Source organism: Nitrosomonas sp. Nm58 (assembly GCF_900107335.1).
GTDB lineage: Bacteria > Pseudomonadota > Gammaproteobacteria > Burkholderiales > Nitrosomonadaceae > Nitrosomonas.
Genome location: NZ_FNPQ01000006.1, coordinates 61,583 through 76,757, shown reverse-complemented (window position 1 = coordinate 76,757; position 15,175 = coordinate 61,583). Strand labels below are relative to the sequence as shown.

The window sequence follows — 15,175 nt, the reverse complement described above, 5'->3', positions numbered from 1 at the left end:
ATTTTCTTGCTAGTGCATGCAGATCGTACACATTTTACGTCATTATTTTGTATTAGTAATTCGGTTTCCCTAGTCTTTTATCAAAGACTTCCTGGAAAGGTATTTTCCGATGTTAGTTCGATGGCAATTCGATAATTCCTTCAAAAACAGTACTCACGGGTCCAGTCATCAAGACGGATTGATCTTTTCCTTCCCACTGTATCCATAAATCGCCGCCATGGGTACTGACTTTAACTTTAGATGCGAGTAGACCGCGTTCAATGCCCGTGACCACTGCAGCGCAGGCACCTGTTCCACAGGCCAGTGTTTCTCCGGCATCGCGCTCAAAGACGCGTAATCGGATGTGATGTCGATCGATGATTTGCATGTAACCAACATTGACATGTTGTGGGAAGCGTGCATGTGATTCGATCTGAATCCCTTGGGTTGATATCGGCGCATCATCTACATTGGCTACAATTTGAACAGCATGAGGATTACCCATGGAAACAACACTAATCTCTATTTGTTTATTGTCAACGTCAAGCAGATAGGTCAAAGCGCGTTTTTCAGCCACAAAGGGGATGTCTGCGGGTTCAAATCTAGGAATGCCCATATTGACGGTTACTTTACCGTTTGCTTCCAGTCTTGGGAAGATTAAGCCGCTTGCTGTTTCAACACAAATTTCTTTCTTTTTAGTTAAGCCTTGGTCATGTACAAAGCGTACAAAGCAGCGCGCACCGTTCCCGCACTGTTCTACTTCATTACCATTGGCATTAAAAATCCGATAACGGAAATCTGCATTACCGCTCGCTTTTTCAACTATTAACACCTGATCGCAACCAACTCCAAAATGGCGATCAGCCAACCAGCGAATGTTTTCAGGAGTAAGTGAAATCAATTGACTGATACCATCAATAACCACGAAATCATTACCTAGTCCATGCATTTTGGTGAACTTTAGCTTCATATAGTGTTTATCTATTGTTCGTGATATTAATTCTAGCGACTTAATCCTCTGCTCGGAGTTAAATGTCTAAGCCTATGTATACTCTATACAGTAAGTGCATTGACCGCCATAATTGTAATATGTTTTAATCCGCTTACATAAAGACGGTTAGCTCAGCGGTAGAGTATCACCTTCACACGGTAGAAGTCATTGGTTCGATTCCAGTACCACCTACTAATTTATTCCTGTTAACAAATTGATCTCTCTATCACTGTCTGGGAATTGCTTTGATTCCATTGGGGGGATTATAGGGGCTAATAGATTTGTATCTTGGCAATGATCCTATAGTTATAGTGGATATATAAATGAATATTAATCTCAACTCTAGAGTATGGCAGATCTTTTGGGATTCTCTCTTTTTTAAACGTTATATTTTCTTTTGGATTGGAATGTTATTCGTGTCCCAGTCTTGTAATGCTGATCTCGTACAGACGATAGAACAAATTAAGCCGTCGATTGTGGGTGTAGGTACTTTCCAGAAAATGCGCTCTCCACCCGTTAATTTTCTGGGGACTGGTTTTGTTGTTGACGACGGACGGTACATTGTTACCAATGCTCATGTTGTTCCAGATTCAATGGATACAGCAAGGAACGAATCATTGGTTGTATTAACAGGCAAGGGAAATAATCCCGAACTTAGGACCGCAACAATAGCTGCTCTTGATAAAGAGCATGATCTGGCTGTGTTTCGGATCAATGGAACATCTTTACCCGCATTAAAGCTAGGCGATGCAGAAAAGATTCGTGAGGGACAAGCGCTTGCTTTTACGGGATTTCCGCTAGGTATGATACTTGGTTTTTATCCAGTAACGCATCGCACTATGATCTCTTCGATTACCCCAATTATATTACCTGCTCACAATACTAAACAGCTTGATGCTGGAAAGATCAGGCAACTACAGAAATCAGCCTTCGAAGTATTTCAGCTTGATGGAACGGCTTATCCTGGTAGCAGTGGCAGTCCGCTTTATGATCCAGATAGTGGAGAGGTGTATGGTATTGTGAATATGGTGTTTGTCAAGGGAAAGAAAGAGTCGGCACTAAGTAATCCAAGCGGTATAAGCTATGCAATTCCTGGTAGCTATATACGGGATTTATTGAAACGCAAGCAGCTTTAGTAAAGTGAGTCACTTATACAGCGTAATTTTCCTCGAACTAGTGCAGTTAGACATTAGAAAATAACAATAAACGAGCCATATTATCAGTAATTAGCTATTTTTTATTTAAAGTAATATTGGGTAATCAGGGAGAGCTAAGGCACATTGAAGTTTTGTTACTTAAATAATCTTAACGAGGAGAAGTGTTTTGATTCGTGTTTATAACCATTACATTTCTAGATTTACGGTATTACTCATTAGCATTGAGATATGCTTGCTAATGATTATTTTTTTTCTGGGTGTTGGTATTCGTTTTCATTATTTGGAAACATCCTTCATTGATTTGCTTTTTTCTCAGTTACCGGGAGCCATTGTTTTTACTTTGGTAATGATTGCATGTATAGCTGCGATGGGTATGTATCAGCTAGATTCAAAGCTGGATATTGAATCTACATTGTGGCGTTTGATGCCATCTTTAGCAATAGGTTTTGCGATTATGACTCTGATTTTTTATCTATTTCCAGAGCTATATCTAGGCCGCGGCCTATTGGCAATAGTGATATCGCTTGCATTATTGTTAATTCTTATAACTCGAATGATCTTTTTTCGATGGCCTGGTCTGGAAGTTTTTCGATCACGTGCCATAGTGCTTGGAACAGGAAGCGGAGCAGAGGAGCTTTTGAGTATAGCAGAAGATAGCTCGATTTTACGTAATCTAAATATTGTTGGTTTTGTTCCATTTTATGGGGAAGATCGTCGCGTGCCTGCTTCGGTAGTATTGCCAAAACATGGTTCACTGGCATCTTTGGTTAATCAGTGTGATGCTAGCGAGATAATCATTGCAACCCAGGAGCGGCGAGGAGGGGGATTTCCCATTCAGGAATTGCTGGAATGTAAGATGCATGGAATAAAGGTAACGGATATCGCTACCTTCTTTGAGCGTGAGCGTGGTCATATTCGTATGGATTCGTTTTACCCAAGCTGGCTAGTATTTGGTGGTGGTTTTGATCAAAGCTTTTTTAGAACTACGGTCAAGCGCATTTTTGATTTACTCGCAAGTTTAATGATCTTGCTTATTTCATTGCCAGTCATGTTGCTGGCAGTGGTTCTTATTTTAATTGAAGACGGTAGACCTATTTTCTATCGGCAGGAAAGAATTGGAAAGGGTGGGAAAATCTTCCAGGTAATTAAGTTTCGCAGTATGCGAAATAATGCAGAAAAAGGTGGTCAGCCGCAATGGGCGGCAGCAGACGATCCTCGCATCACTAAGATTGGGAAGATTATCCGCAAATTGAGAATTGATGAGCTTCCTCAGATTATTAATGTACTCAAAGGAGAAATGAGTTTTGTGGGACCTCGCCCTGAGAGACCTTATTTCGTCGATATGCTTACTGAGAAGGTGCCCTATTACAACGTGCGGCATAGTATTAAACCTGGAATAACTGGATGGGCGCAAGTACGCTATCCGTACGGTTCTTCAGTAGAGGATGCAATCGAGAAACTGCAATATGATCTGTATTATGTAAAAAATCATAGTTTATTTCTTGATCTCATCATTCTAATAGATACCGTGGGTGTTGTTCTTTTTGGTAAAGGCGGGAGGTAAAAGTCGGGTATTACTCTAATATGTTGTCGACAATTGCTACAGCTGGCTATGTGACAGCAGCTGTGGCTTATTTTCTCTTATTTGTTCTTTTACTGACGAGTTGGCGCGGACGCCTGTATGGATTACTGTTGGCGATTGCTTGTCTAGTTTCTGTTTTCTGGGCTGCAGCTATCGCAGGCCAATTATACTGGGGCTATCCATCTGTTTTCTTGATAGAAATCCTAGAAATTTTCCGGCATGCTGGTTGGTCCATATTTTTGATTACTTTACTGGGTCCTTTTCAGCCGAGAAAAGAAGATTCTACTCTCCTGAGAATGAGGCCATCCGTAGTAGCCATTGCAGTACTTTATCTTATTTTTTTCGTATTTATTATTTTTCTTAATAGTGGCAATAGTATCGAATTTACCCCACATAGTCAGCTGCCCGGTTCTTTTAGCAATTTCTTTACTGGTGTGCTAATGGCCGTAATTGGCATGATTCTCGTTGAACAGTATTATAGGAATACGTCACCCGAGCAACGCTGGGGAATAAAGTTTATTTGCTTGGGAATGGGAAGTATTTTTGTATATGATTTTTACTTATTAAGTGATGCGCTGTTGTTCAGAAAAATAAATGTTGATATATGGATTGCTCGAGGATGGGTCAATAGTTTGATTGTTCCTTTGATAGCACTCTCAGCTGCACGTAACCCAAAGTGGTCAGTAGGTATTTCGTTATCACGGCATGTTTTGTTCTATTCATCTGCCTTATTTGGTGCAGCCGTATATTTGCTTGTAATGGCAGCTGTCGGCTACTACCTAAGGCTTTCCGGAGGGACTTGGGGAACAGTTTTACAGTTGACTTTTTTATCTGGTGCGATACTGCTTCTTATAATTCTATTGTTTTCTGGCACTACTCGTTCCTGGCTTAAGGTGTTTATTAGTAAGCATTTTTATAGCTATAACTATGATTATCGTGAAGAATGGCTACGTTTTACACGAACTCTTTCGGAGGGTGAGCTCGAGTTAAGGGCGCGTGCGATTAAGGCGCTTGCTCAATTAGTGGAAAGTCCTGCAGGTGGACTGTGGTTTAGACAGGAAAATGGAAGGTATCAGTCAATTGCGGGTTGGAACATTTCTCTAAAGAAAGAAATTACCGAAGCTAAGAATAAATTTTGTCAATTCCTGGAAGAAAAGGCATGGGTTATCGATTTACGAGAATATCACGCAGATCCAAAAAAATATTCAGCTTTGGTGCTGCCAGATTGGTTATCTGACATTCCAGAATCTCGGTTGATTGTGCCATTAGTTTTGCATCGAGAATTGCTGGGATTTGTTATATTGATTGAGCCCAGGAGTGCTATCAATTTAAATTGGGAAGTTAGGGATTTGTTGAGGGTTGCGGGTACTCAGGTGGCGAGCTATTTGGCACAATACGAAGCTACCAATGCGCTTTCAATCGCGCGTCAGTTTGAATCTTTCAATCGCATGTCAACTTTTGTCGTGCATGATATCAAAAACCTGATTTTTCAATTATCTTTATTACTTTCGAATGCTGAAAAGCATAAAGATAATCCTGAATTTCAGAAAGATATGATTGAAACGGTGAATTTTTCGGTGAATAAAATGAAACGGCTGCTTGAGAAATTAAGCAGTGGAAATCAATCGGAAAAATCCAATACTCTTTACCTTGATCAATTGTTACAGCAAATTATAGAGAGAAAATCTTTTAATATACCAAAGCCTCTGCTTGAAATTACTGATTCCGGATTGATGGTAGAAGCTGATTATTCTCGCCTAGAGAGAGTGCTTGGCCACCTGATTCAGAATGCAATTGAGGCTACTCCTAAAAATGGGCAGGTTTGGGTTAGACTCATAAGAAAAGATAATTCAGCTGTAATAAAAATCGAAGATACGGGGCATGGCATGAGCGAGCAATTTATTCAGAAAAAGCTTTTTAAGCCTTTTGAGTCTACTAAAGCAGCTGGTATGGGCATCGGTGTTTTCGAGAGCAAAGAATATATTAACGAGCTTGGAGGACAGCTTGCTGTTGATAGCCAAGAATTGGTAGGAACGACTTTCTCAGTTATGCTACCACTTTATCGAGAGCACCCAGAAAGCTAGTTTGATATTTAAAACTAACTTGTTTTTCTAGAATTAGTCGGGCTTCTTGCTTATTTTGATAAATTGCTTGTAAACAGAGTTTGTTATGATCCGTACTGTTTTTGGGTGTTATTGAAAATCTGTGCAGAGTAGGATTCTAATTTATTTTGTAAGATATCAATATAACTTAATAACTTAATAACTTAGCTTTATGCATTCTTAATGCAAATTCTGTTAATGTGTTGAGGCACTATATAAAAAATGAAAGCAAGTGATAGTCGAAGAAAATTGCTTGTGATCGAAGATGATCCGGGCTTGCAGAAACAATTACGCTGGAGTTTTGATGCTTACGATGTATCCGTGGCAACAGACCGCGAAAGCGCGCTTGCGCAAGTCCGTCGACATGAGCCTGCGGTCGTAACTATGGATCTTGGTTTGCCACCCGATCCAGATGGGGCTTCGGAAGGATTGGCCACGCTGAAACAGATTCTTGCGCTTGCGCCTGACACCAAAGTAATTGTTCTGACAGGTAATCAGAATCATGTAAATGCCCTGAAGGCAATAGAATTAGGTGCGTATGATTTCCATCAAAAGCCTTATGATCCCAAAATGCTGAGTTTAATTGTTGACAGAGCCTTTTATTTGTATGGCTTGCAACGAGAAAATCGCAGTCTGCTACTATCTCACTTAGATTCTCCAATTTCTGGAATTATTACGCGCGATCCGGACATGATTAAAATGTGTCGTAACATTGAAAGGGTTGCGACCTCGAATGTAACCGTTATGCTACTTGGTGAAAGCGGTACAGGTAAAGAAGTTTTGGCTAGAGCGCTGCACGAGCTCAGTGTTCGGAAAGAAGGACGGTTTGTCGCAATAAATTGTGCTGCTATTCCTGAAACTTTGCTGGAAAGTGAGCTGTTTGGTTATGAGAAGGGCGCCTTTACCGGTGCTATTAAACAGACGCTGGGGAAAATTGAGCTGGCTCAGGGGGGGACTTTTTTTCTTGATGAAGTAGGTGATCTACCCCTATCATTACAGGCAAAATTGCTTCGGTTTCTCCAAGAGAGAGTGATTGAGCGAATTGGAGGGCGAGAAGAGATTCCGGTAGATGTGCGTGTTGTCTGTGCAACCCATCAGAATCTCAAGAAATTGATCGACGAAAGTCGTTTTCGTGAGGACTTGTTTTATCGTTTAGGTGAGATTTCCATTAGAATTCCTCCCTTGCGCAATCGAGTAGGAGATGCAGTGCTGCTGGCGCATCATTTCAAGAACAAGTTTTGCATAAAAGAGGGGCGTCATTCATTGAGTTTTAGTCAGGAAGCGCTGACTGCAATTGAGGCTCACCATTGGCCAGGTAATGTTCGTGAAATGGAAAATCGTATAAAACGTGCTGTTATTATGGCGGAAGGGCCACAGATTAGTGCGGATGATTTGGAGCTTCAGGAGTCTCAAATCCTGATGGAGCCGATAAATTTACGTGAAGTTCGTGAAAGAGAAGAATGCAAGGCCTTGGTTAGGGCGCTTGCAAAAGTAGATGGTAATGTTGCAAAGGCAGCCGAGCTACTCGGTGTCAGCCGGCCGACTTTATATGACCTAATGAATCGACACGGTCTGAAATGAGTAATGTGGCGTTATCTGAAGATACTTGATAAGTTATCCATTACGCCTTAAATTCTGAAATGCCTCATCTTTTTCATGAATTGATTTTTAACACTGCGAATCGTAGTGTTAATACGGAGGGACTTGTATACCAGCAGCAGAGATTGGATTATGCTGCCTTGGCACGAGAAATTGAACTTGCTGCAGGTGCTCTGCTGGCTTTGGGATTAGGGCGGGGGGAACGTCTTGCTATTTATCTTGAGAAACGATTTGAAGTAGTCATTGCCATGTTTGGCGCTTCCGCGGCGGGAAGCGTTTTTGTGCCAATCAATCCGTTACTTAAAGCAGAGCAGGTTGCTTATATTCTTAAAGATTGTAACGTAAGGATATTGGTGACTTCAATTGAGCGACTTAATTTGCTCATACCAGTTCTGCCGGAGTGTCATGATCTTCATGTAGTGATCGTAGTTGGGTCAGCAGAAAATCTTCCAGTGATTTCAGGTGTGTATATGATCCTCTGGCAAGAGGCCCTGACTATGGCAAGATCAATTCATGCCCATCGGTGTATTGATAGTGACATGGCTGCAATCTTGTATACTTCTGGTAGTACAGGCAAGCCTAAAGGAGTAGTACTTTCCCATCGTAATCTGGTAACCGGTGCAAAAAGTGTTTCCCAATACCTAAAAAATAATCAGGATGATCGAATTTTATCAGTACTACCGCTCAGTTTTGATTACGGATTGAGTCAGCTAACAACGGCTTTTTATGTTGGCGCAACCAATGTGTTGATGAATTATTTATTACCACGCGATATCATCGACGAAGTAATACGAGAAAGCATCAACGGTCTTGCTGCAGTTCCTTCCTTATGGATTCAACTTGCTCAGCTAAAGTGGGAGAAGGCTGCCTCACTTCGCTATATTACTAATTCAGGAGGAGCAATGCCACGGGCGACACTTGATCAGCTTCGTCGTAAGCTTCCAAATACCAGTATATTTCTAATGTATGGTTTGACAGAAGCGTTTCGTTCGACTTTTTTATCACCTGAGGAAGTAGATAGACGCCCAGACTCTATTGGCAAGGCTATACCCAATGTTGAAATATTAGTGTTACGTGAAGATGGTTCACAATGTGCGCCAGGTGAACCCGGGGAATTGGTGCATCGTGGGCCGCTAGTGTCCATGGGATACTGGAATGATGCTGAGAAGACTAAAAAATGTTTTAGACCTCTCCCGCGCCGGTCTGGATTGACTATTCCAGAGATGGCTGTATGGTCAGGAGATACGGTACGTATGGATGAGGCGGGCTATTTATACTTCGTTGGTCGTCGCGATGACATGATCAAAACTTCGGGTTACCGGGTCAGTCCTACTGAAATCGAAGAAATTATCTACTCAACAGAGTGTGTTGTGGAAGCAGCGGCGATAGGTGTGCCTCATCCCACCTTAGGCCAGGCAATTATCGTGGTGGCGGTACCGCTTGGAGGAGTAGATTTGGATTCTGAAGCGTTACTGTTAGCCTGCAAGCGGCATCTTCCAGCTTTTATGGTGCCGAGCCTGGTAGCGTTGCGGAAAGATCATTTGCCACGTACTCCCAATGGCAAAATTGATCGTAGAAGTATAGCTCAGGAGCTTCAGCATACTTTTATGTCGATAGGAACATGACGGTCATGTGCCCGAAACACGCCCCCATGAGGCAATTTTCGGTTCGCGATAATTGCCTTCAGATAGGAGGCATCTCTCTTTTACGACTAGCGCGGCGTGTTGGTCAGACTCCTTTCTATGCCTATGATAGGCGATTGATTGCTGAGCGTGTCAACCTATTGCGTCGCTACCTGCCCGAGGAGATTCATCTTCACTATGCGATGAAAGCTAATCCTATGCCCGCTGTTGTTCAGCATTTGGCTGGTCTGGTGGATGGTATTGATGTCGCTTCTGTCGGAGAGATGAAAATTGCGCTAGATACGGAAATGCCTCCTGAGAGAATTAGTTTTGCCGGTCCTGGCAAGAACGAGCATGAACTTGCTTGCGCTATTGCTGCAGGGATTGTTATTAACATGGAATCCGAGCGGGAGCTGGAGCGTATCGTGACGCTAGCCGAGCAGATGGGTATTTGTCCTAAAGTTGCTGTTCGAGTCAATCCAGATTTTGAGCTTAGAGCATCTGGAATGAAAATGGGGGGGGGGGCGAAACCATTTGGTGTTGATGCAGAACGGGTTCCCGCTATGCTTATTCATATAGGCAAACTGGGGTTGGATTTAGAAGGGTTGCACATTTTTTGTGGCTCACAGAATCTTAAGGCAGAAGCTATCCAGGATGCTCACGAAAAGACTTTACAGTTAGGCTTGCAACTTGCGCAAGCTTCGTCTGTTCCGATTCGCACATTGAATATCGGGGGTGGTTTTGGAGTGCCTTATTTCCCTGGCGAAATGCCACTTGATCTCGTTGCGGTGGGAGAGAATCTGCAGCATTTATTAACTAAAGGAAAACTGGTACTTCCTGGAACGCGGTTTGTGATTGAACTGGGACGCTACATTGTGGCAGAGGCGGGTATTTATGTATGTCGTGTGTTAGACAAAAAATTGTCGAGAGGACGGGTATTTCTGGTGACAGATGGTGGATTGCACCATCATCTTGCTGCTTCAGGCAACTTTGGTCAGGTCATCCGTAAAAATTACCCAGTGATTATCGGCAACAAGGTAGAAACTTCTGAAACAGAAATTGCATCGGTAGTGGGTCCATTATGTACACCACTCGATTTGCTGGCCGATGAAATGGAATTGCCCAAGGCGGACATTGGAGACTTTATTGTCGTATTTCAGTCTGGTGCGTATGGTTTGACAGCAAGTCCAACAGCTTTCCTAAGTCACCCCATTCCGCAAGAGGTGTTAGTCTAGCTTCTTCTAAAGAATGGCTGTCATAATTTATTTTCAGGATAGTCATGCACTTAAATCCTATTTAGGTAGGATGTCTGAGATTCTTTAGCGTGGGTTTAAGAAACTGGCCGATTTATAGCTCGGGATTAATCAAAATATACATTCGATGATCATCAAAAGAGGAAACCAATATGAGCGGATTATGCGGATGGGTCGGATATAGCAGTACTGATGATGAGATTCAGCAACTTATTGAACGAATGGTTTATCCACTTATTCGATTTGATGGCAGCCAAGCTCGATCCTTGACTGGAAATAGCGCTGCTCTGATTATTGCTGCGAGCGATCGATACACTCACGTTTACCAAAAAGATGGGTGGTTAGTTGGGTTATGGGGATATGTTAGATTCCAAAATACTGAATTGAATCACCTTGCAGGTGTTGAGGGGGTAGCGAAGGTTCTAGCAGATCAATGGCAGAGAAAAGGGGAGAAAATACTGGAAGATCTCACCGGTGAATTCGTTTGTTGCATTCTAAATAGTAATTTACAGGAAGCTATTTTAGCAACTGACCGGATGGGAACACGACCGCTTCTTTATCAGGTATCGCATCAGGGCTTATTGTTTGGCTCATCGACAGATACTATTGCGGCGCATCCGCTTGCTACACCCGAGGTCAATCTCCAGGGTTTGTATAATTATGTTTTCTTTCACATGATACCTGGTCCGGATACTATCTATTATGGACAGAAGCGCTTACTTCCTGGTGAATATCTAAGCTATAAGAAAGGAAGTATAGAGATTAAGAAATACTGGCAAGTGCAATTTAGGGAAAAAGAAAAGAGACCATTTATTGAGCTTAAGCAGGAGTTTCTGTCTTTGCTGCATTCGAGTGTAAGTGAAGCGGTAGGAGACCAAAAAGTCGGTACATTTTTGAGTGGTGGAACTGATAGCTCGACGGTTGCTGGGATATTGGGAGAAGTGACCGGTCAACCCGCTAGAACCTACTCTATTGGATTCGAGGCTACGGGGTACGATGAAATGGAATATGCGCGTATTGCTGCAAGGCATTTTTCAACAGATCATCATGAATATTATGTCACACCTGAAGATGTCGTTACTGCTATCCCACAGATTGCGACTGTCTTTGATCAGCCCTTTGGTAATGCTTCTGCTATTCCTGCTTTTTATTGTGCGCGCATGGCTAGAGCCGATGGTCTTGATGCTTTGTTAGGAGGTGATGGCGGAGACGAGCTGTTTGGTGGCAATGTGCGCTATGCAAAACAATATATATTTTCACTTTATGAAAATTTGCCCTCAGTATTGCGGAAAAAGGTTGTTACTCCACTAGCACTTAATATTCCAGAAGGTAATAGCCTACAATTCGTACGTAAGGCACGTAGTTATATTGAGCAAGCATCGATACCTATGCCTGGGCGAATGGAAGCCTATAATCTGCTGGTACGCTATAACTATGAGAACGTATTTACCAGTGAGTTTCTGGCAAATATAGACCCCATCCAACCTTCAGTATTATCGCGCCAAACTTATGATCAGACGCATGCGCATAGCCTAATAAATCGTATGCTTGCTTTTGACTGGAAATTCACACTCGCTGATAATGATTTGCCTAAAGTAATCAAAGCATGTGAACTAACGGGAATGGATGTTTCTTTTCCCTTGTTAAACAATGCGATAGTAGATTTTTCAGCTCGCCTTGAACCCCAGCTCAAGCTTAAGGGAACAAAGCTTCGCTATTTCTTTAAAGAAGCGTTACGTGATTTTCTGCCGGATGAAATTATTGTTAAACAGAAACAGGGTTTCGGTCTTCCTGTTGGGATCTGGCTTCAAAAACACAAGTTATTGCAAGCGTTGGCTGCAGATAGTTTAAATGATTTGAAATCACGCAAAATTATTCGCTCTGATTTTATTGATAAACTGCTTGGACAATATTTGTATGAACACGCAAGTTACCACGGTACCATGATTTGGTTGTTAATGATGTTGGAGCATTGGTACAAGCAACGAATAAATATATAAATTTAGTTCGTTGATACAATTTTATGCCAATTAATTTTTTTATTAATTTATTTTTTATTAAATATATATTTTTCCATCATTTCATGATATTTTCGATGAAAATAATGATTCGTCGTATTTTGACGACAATTTATTTTAAATAACATTAACTTGTGAAGTTTTATCGATGGATAGATGCGCCTGAATAAGAATATGATTTTTATATTTTTTAGTTCCAAGGAATGTAGATAGGTTGAGGCTCTTTTTTATAGGATAGCACTGGAGTTTCTGGCGAATGCTGATTATTTTGAAATAAAGGAAAACTTCGAATCAGTTCATTGATTTGGATTGGAAGCTGACCAGTAAAATTAGCTTAGTTAATTATTTGTTAAAAATTTTAACCAGCTTGCTTGCTAAGGATTGTCATGAATGATATCACCACAGCATTTCATGAATACTTTGAAATTATTATTGCTGATACTCCAGCGTTATTAAAGAAGGTATTTAATCTAAGATATCGAATTTTGTGTGTTGATAATAAATACCCAGATATTGATGCGTCAAGTTATCCTGACGAATTGGAAAGTGATGAATATGACAGTTGTTCTTTGCATTTACTATTACGACATAAACCATCCAATACTTTTGTAGGAACTACGCGTCTGATTTTATCTAATCCCCTCGATATTAATCAAAAGTTTCCTGTTGAGTTACATACGCAATTTTATCCAGCATATACCAATATGAACGTGCAGCGACGGTCTGCCGTTGAGATTTCGAGATTTGTTATTCTTCGTAACTTTTTCAGACGAAAAGATGATTTCCATTTTGTAGTTGGTAAGATTTCAAAGCACTCTGATGAGAGTGGGCGAAGGCGATTCCCCCATCCGATGTTAGGGCTGGCTATTGGTATTATTCAAATATGTGCTAAATATGATATCTATCACTTATTTTCAGCAATGGATCCGGCTCTGAATAGGCTATTTGGTTTTTATGGCATGCAATTCGAGCCTATCGGCCCATTAGTTAATTATCATGGCCAACGACGCCCTTATTATGTCTGCCTGATTGATGTGCTGGAAAGGATGTATACAAATTATCGCGATATCTGGGAACTGGTGACCGATAATGGTAGAGTCTGGCCAGCAAATCTCGAAGATTTCAAGTCGATATGTAGATGTCGGCAGGGCGTGCCCTATACTGATACTAGCATTTTAACTTGTTAGCATATTTTCAGTATGGCGGTACGCATCACTGTTCATTATTTGTGCTGTATTTTTCTATTATTTCTGTTGATCAGTGCGCCATTCGTTGCAAGTGCTCCGCAAACCAGTGGTTCCATTGAGGTAGTCGTTCATCTCAGCGTTAATACACAACACCTTTCCAGAAACTCATTACGTGCTATTTTTGGCATGCGTCTTAGAGCATGGCAGGATGGCTCCCCTATCCGGGTGTTCGTGCTGCCTGACGATGCGCCGTTGCACAATCTCTTTGCCAAAGAGAAGCTCAATATTTTTCCCTATCAATTACGTTCAGCATGGGATCGGCTTATCTTTTCAGGGACAGGCCAGGCACCCTTTCTAGTAAGTTCCGAAGAAGAAATGCGCGTTCGGGTCGCCACGACCCCGGGCGCTATCGGCTATTTGAAGAGAGTAAATATAGATGATAGCATCCAGATCCTTCATGTTCATGTTGAATAGACTTATTATTTTGATTGGCTCTTTGAGTCGAGTGGTGATGCTATTGACTGGATTGCATCCATCATGGATTAATGCGGCAGAAAGACCAGATCTGAAAGGTCTGCAGGTTCATGGCTTCTTGAGTCAGGGATATATAAAAACAACCGCAACACGAAATGATGTGTTTGGAGATAGTACCAGGGGGAGGGGTAGCTTCGATTTTAGAGAGATTGGAGTGAATGCTTCGTATCGACCCTTGACGAATCTCCAATTTTCAGGGCAGTTACTATCCCGCCAAACAGGCGAAGATAGTAAAGGTGGTATTCGTATCGATTATGGCTTTGTCGATTATACTGCAATCACGACTGAGACTAAAGAAGTAGGGGTGCGTTTAGGGAGAACCAAAAACCCTTTTGGTTTTTATAATGAAACTCGCGATGTACCCTTTACCCGGCCGAGTATTTTGTTGCCACAATCGATTTACTTCGATCGGGCGCGTAATTTAGCGTTGGCTTCAGATGGTATACAATTATATGGCGAATCTCGTTCTGATTGGGGTGACGTTACACTTCAGTTTGTAACGGGTTTTCCACAAGTTGACGATAAAAGTACCGAGGCAGCTATTTTGCGAAAAAACCAGTCAGGTGATCTAACGCCGAGATTATCATATTTAGGGCGTCTGATTTATGAGCGAGATGGCGGGCGATTACGTTTGGCAATAAGCGGAGCGCAGGTCAATGTAGGGTATGATCCAGCAGCGAAGGATCGATTGAGCTCAGGTTCAATCGAATTCTTTCCATTAATCTTTTCTGCGCAATATAATGCTGAGCGCTGGAGCATTACTTCGGAATATGCATTGCGTCATATCGAAATGAAGAATTTCCATCCTTCTGTTGACCAGAGTTTTACTGGTGAAAGTTTTTATTTTCAGGGTATTTACCGGTTTAGCCCAGCCTGGGAGGCGGTCTTGCGGTATGATGTACTTTTTACAGATAGAAAAGATCGTGATGGCAGTGAATGGCATGCTAAAACCGGGCTTCCTTCTGACAGTCGTTTTGCTAAGGATTTGACTGTGGGGCTACGTTGGAATATTACCCCTGCGATTATGCTACGCGGCGAGTATCATCGCGTAAATGGCACAGCCTGGCTTTCTACATTGGATAATCCGGATCCTGCTTTTACCGATCGACATTGGAATCTCTTTGCTGCCCAGGTTTCTTATCGCTTTTAAG

General features: G+C 41.8%; 11 protein-coding genes. 10 read left to right on the top strand and 1 reads right to left on the bottom strand.

Annotated elements, in window-relative coordinates; genetic code table 11:
• Positions 1–112: 112 nt before the first annotated feature.
• Positions 113–949, bottom strand: a complete 837-nt coding sequence (gene dapF / locus BLW34_RS04185) for a diaminopimelate epimerase (protein ID WP_090542605.1) — start codon at positions 947–949, stop codon at positions 113–115.
• A gap of 428 nt (positions 950–1,377) precedes the next feature.
• Between dapF and BLW34_RS04175 the strand changes: the two genes are divergently transcribed.
• The 10 genes from BLW34_RS04175 (at position 1,378) to BLW34_RS04130 (ending at position 15,174) form a co-directional block, all read left to right on the top strand.
• Positions 1,378–2,106: a S1 family peptidase gene (locus BLW34_RS04175; protein ID WP_090576074.1), complete on the top strand. Its 729-nt coding sequence runs from the start codon at positions 1,378–1,380 to the stop codon at positions 2,104–2,106.
• A 187-nt stretch (positions 2,107–2,293) separates the two neighbouring features.
• On the top strand, positions 2,294–3,691 hold the full coding sequence (locus tag BLW34_RS04170) for a TIGR03013 family XrtA/PEP-CTERM system glycosyltransferase (protein ID WP_256203573.1): 1,398 nt from the start codon (positions 2,294–2,296) through the stop codon (positions 3,689–3,691).
• 20 nt (positions 3,692–3,711) lie between these two features.
• The gene (gene prsK / locus BLW34_RS04165) at positions 3,712–5,793 is read left to right on the top strand and encodes an XrtA/PEP-CTERM system histidine kinase PrsK (RefSeq protein WP_090576016.1); all 2,082 of its coding nucleotides are present in this window, start codon (positions 3,712–3,714) and stop codon (positions 5,791–5,793) included.
• Positions 5,794–6,033: 240 nt separating this feature from the next.
• Complete coding sequence (gene prsR, locus BLW34_RS04160) at positions 6,034–7,392, top strand: PEP-CTERM-box response regulator transcription factor (RefSeq protein ID WP_090576012.1); 1,359 nt, start codon at positions 6,034–6,036, stop codon at positions 7,390–7,392.
• A 59-nt stretch (positions 7,393–7,451) separates the two neighbouring features.
• Positions 7,452–9,035, top strand: coding sequence for an acyl-CoA ligase (AMP-forming), exosortase A system-associated (locus BLW34_RS04155; RefSeq protein WP_090576010.1), 1,584 nt, complete (start codon positions 7,452–7,454; stop codon positions 9,033–9,035).
• Between the two features lie 5 nt (positions 9,036–9,040).
• Positions 9,041–10,267 (top strand): pyridoxal-dependent decarboxylase, exosortase A system-associated, encoded by a 1,227-nt coding sequence (locus BLW34_RS04150; protein WP_371263908.1) that lies wholly within the window; start codon positions 9,041–9,043, stop codon positions 10,265–10,267.
• A gap of 170 nt (positions 10,268–10,437) precedes the next feature.
• Positions 10,438–12,285: an asparagine synthetase B family protein gene (locus BLW34_RS04145; RefSeq protein ID WP_090576004.1), complete on the top strand. Its 1,848-nt coding sequence runs from the start codon at positions 10,438–10,440 to the stop codon at positions 12,283–12,285.
• 404 nt (positions 12,286–12,689) lie between these two features.
• Positions 12,690–13,490, top strand: a complete 801-nt coding sequence (locus BLW34_RS04140) for a PEP-CTERM/exosortase system-associated acyltransferase (RefSeq protein ID WP_090576001.1) — start codon at positions 12,690–12,692, stop codon at positions 13,488–13,490.
• 12 nt (positions 13,491–13,502) lie between these two features.
• Positions 13,503–13,964, top strand: a complete 462-nt coding sequence (locus tag BLW34_RS04135) for a type 2 periplasmic-binding domain-containing protein (protein WP_256203570.1) — start codon at positions 13,503–13,505, stop codon at positions 13,962–13,964.
• On the top strand, positions 13,954–15,174 hold the full coding sequence (locus BLW34_RS04130; RefSeq protein WP_218138769.1) for a hypothetical protein: 1,221 nt from the start codon (positions 13,954–13,956) through the stop codon (positions 15,172–15,174). Before BLW34_RS04135 ends, BLW34_RS04130 begins: the two co-directional genes overlap by 11 nt.
• Position 15,175 lies beyond the last annotated feature (1 nt).